This window comes from Sodaliphilus sp. (assembly GCF_045598405.1).
GTDB classification, from domain to species: domain Bacteria; phylum Bacteroidota; class Bacteroidia; order Bacteroidales; family Muribaculaceae; genus Sodaliphilus; species Sodaliphilus limicaballi.
Genome location: NZ_JAZLLZ010000178.1, coordinates 1 through 3060 on the forward strand (window position 1 = coordinate 1; position 3060 = coordinate 3060).

3 protein-coding genes and 1 tRNA gene are annotated in these 3060 nt (G+C 51.1%); 3 read left to right on the top strand and 1 reads right to left on the bottom strand.

Annotated elements, in window-relative coordinates; genetic code table 11:
* Positions 1-187: 187 nt before the first annotated feature.
* A tRNA-Tyr gene (locus ACKI3C_RS11975) sits at positions 188-273 on the bottom strand.
* A gap of 109 nt (positions 274-382) precedes the next feature.
* On the opposite strand from ACKI3C_RS11975, the gene recF reads away from it, so the two are divergent.
* From recF to ACKI3C_RS11990, 3 genes are all read left to right on the top strand, one after another.
* Positions 383-1528, top strand: a complete 1146-nt coding sequence (recF, locus tag ACKI3C_RS11980; protein ID WP_407405360.1) for a DNA replication/repair protein RecF — start codon at positions 383-385, stop codon at positions 1526-1528.
* Positions 1525-1815, top strand: a complete 291-nt coding sequence (locus ACKI3C_RS11985) for a DUF721 domain-containing protein (protein ID WP_407405362.1) — start codon at positions 1525-1527, stop codon at positions 1813-1815. The genes recF and ACKI3C_RS11985 overlap by 4 nt, the downstream gene beginning before the upstream one ends.
* A 315-nt stretch (positions 1816-2130) precedes the next feature.
* Positions 2131-2601 (top strand): acyl-CoA thioesterase, encoded by a 471-nt coding sequence (locus ACKI3C_RS11990; RefSeq protein WP_407405364.1) that lies wholly within the window; start codon positions 2131-2133, stop codon positions 2599-2601.
* Positions 2602-3060 lie beyond the last annotated feature (459 nt).

A 3060-nucleotide genomic window follows, 5' to 3' on the forward strand; every position in this document is an offset into this window, starting at 1 on the left:
ACTATGAAAAACACACTGGGGACAGCCCGAGCGGCCGGGGCAAAGCCCCTTTGAGCGGAAAAAGCTACCGCCTGTTCTGGCTATTTTTCACAGCCTCTTGTCATTTGCGACTGCAAACATAGTAACTCTGTGGGAGATAGAAAAGAAAAAGAAAACCGGCGACCCCTTGATTGGGATTGCCGGTTGATGGTGGGTAGAGATGGATTCGAACCACCGAAGGCTGATGCCAACAGATTTACAGTCTGCCCGTTTTAACCACTTACCTATCTACCCGCTTCGTTAAAAGCGTTGCAAAGGTAAGATATTTTTTTGAATACACCAAAAAAATGTGTATTTTTGCGTGAAATTTTGCACATTTTTCTCATTTGAGGCTTCAAAAGACATGATTTTACGGAATATTTCGATTCTTAACTACAAGAATGTGGCCGAGGCTCATCTTGATTTTTCGCCCAACGTGAATTGCCTGATAGGTGATAACGGCATGGGCAAGACCAACATCCTCGACGCAATCTACTACTTGAGTTTCTGCAAGGGCTACATCAACCAGAGCGACGCGTCGGTGATAAGGCACGGCGAGCCGTTCATGATGTTGCAGGGCAAGTACACACGCCGCGACGTGGACGAGGACATCTCGGTGTCGTTGCAGCGCGGCAAGCGCAAGGTGGTGCGCCGCGGCGGCAAGGAGTACCAGCGCCTGAGCCAGCACATAGGGTTGCTGCCGCTGGTCATGGTGTCGCCCATGGACTGGGACCTGATAAGGGGTGCCAGCGAGGAGCGTCGTCGCTTCATGGATCAGATAATATCGCAGGGCAACCCCGAGTATCTCGACGCCCTCATCAAGTATAACAAAGCCCTGGAACAGCGCAACTCGATGATAAGGCGTGATTTTCGCGACGCATTGCTCTATGAGACCGTGGAGGCTGCGATGTGCGATGCCGCCCAGCGGCTGCACGAGGCGCGCAGGCAGTGGGTAGAGGTGTTCACGCCCATCTTCATGGACTATTACCACGCAGTGGCAGGCGACGGCGAGCAGGTGAGCTTGTGCTACGACAGCGTGCTCAATGGCAGCACCATGCACGATGTGCTGGCGGCCAACCGTGAGCGCGACATGGTGCTGGGCTACACCAGCCGAGGCGTGCACCGCGACGACCTGGAGCTGATGCTGGGCGACCACAGCATGCGCCGCACCGGTTCGCAAGGGCAGTGCAAGACCTACACCATAGCGCTGCGCATGGCGCAGTATGAGTTCTTGCGCAAGGCTTCGCCCACCACGCCCATACTGCTGCTCGACGACATCTTCGACAAACTCGACGCGAAGCGTGTGGAGCGCATTGTGGATGTGGTGTCGAGCGACCGCTTCGGGCAGATTTTCATCACCGACACCAACCGCACTCACCTCGACGAGATCATGCACCGCCTGCAGGGCGAACACTGCATGATGGTGGTGAGAGACGGGATGGTTAACGATGACGATGCGCTTCGCTACGATGACGATGACGTGAATTCTAACTCTAACTTGGATATATGAAACGCACGCAGGCACAACAGATAGGAGATATTATCAACGGGTATCTCAAGCAGGAGAATCTTGACCTAGCGCTCGACGAGCACCGCGCTAGCGCCCTGTGGCCCGAGATTGTGGGCCAGGGAGTGAACCGCTACACCATGCGCCGTTGGGTCAAGGACGGGGTGATGCATGTGCAACTCTCCAGTGCTCCGCTTCGCAACGAGTTGATGCTCAACCGCTCGCGCATCGTTGCACTAGTCAATGAAGCCCTGGGACGCGAAGTGATACACGACATCGTGTTTTATTAGGTTCGAGGCGATTTTGAGGGGTGTTTTGAGTAGATTTTAAAACAGACTCAAAAGCGACCGAAATAATTAATAAACATTTATCATAACTCAACTTTCGCATGTTAAATTGAATATTCCTAATTGCTTGTCCGGAAGGACAATACCTAAATAACCCCCACCGCCGAACGTAGTGGCGGTGGGGGAAGAAATGCAGCAAACACCGCGTCCGGAAGGACGCTAATCGGAGCAAATTATTGATACTCAAAAGGTTTCAATATGCGAAACTTAAATATCATAATTAATAGAACTCACCATTAACCAATGCAGAAAATCAGTATGGATAACGAAACTAAAAAACCTCGCCACGGGTCGGTAGTGGCAACACATCCTTTTCACTGCATCACTCCTGTGCAGTTGCGCTTCAGCGACATTGACATGCTGGGCCACTTGAACAACTCCCGCTACTTCGAGCTATTTGACGTGGCAAAGAACGACTACTTCACCCGTGTGGCGGGTGGTGACCTCAAGTGGCAGCGTCCGCCCGTGATGATTGCCAATATAAACTGCGATTTCTTGAGCCAGACCACGTTCAATGAGCGTGTAGAGGTGCAGACCCAGGTTGACCGCCTGGGCGACAAGAGCTTTGTGCTCATCCAGCAGCTCGTGAACAGCGACACGGGCGAGGTGAAATGCTGCTGTGCTGCCACGATGGTGAACTTCGACGTGAAAGCCCTCGTGCCTGCCAGCATCTCGCCAGAGTGGCGCCAAGCCATAGCCCGCTTTGAACACCGCGAAGACCTCGCCTGACCCCCACCCTCTATCTCTCTCCCACAGAGACGCAGAGGTCACAGAGGTTTTTTACTGAAAGAAATTATCCGAAATTAGAAGAAATTTTTTATCTCTCACGAAGTATTGGATTAGGGTTTTATGCCTAAAATGATGGGGAAAAGAACATCATTAGGAATATTGTTGCTAACACTTTGGTGTAACAAGAGGGTGTTGATGAAGATAAATTTTTTGTTAATTTTTAGTTGATTTCAAGCGAAGCGCCTTTTCTCTTAGGTAGTATTTAGGCGGTGGCGCTGCGCTTGAAATACACTGAAAATAAGCTGAAAATATAAAAATAATCTGTTTTTCAGCGAAGCGGTGTTTTTTGGTTTTGCGAGCAAGCAATCCCGCAGGGTGATGATTGTTGCGGGATTGGGCGTTGAGAACTTGTTCTCATAAGGCCAAGGCCGCAACAAGCATCAGTGGCTCGTAGAGACA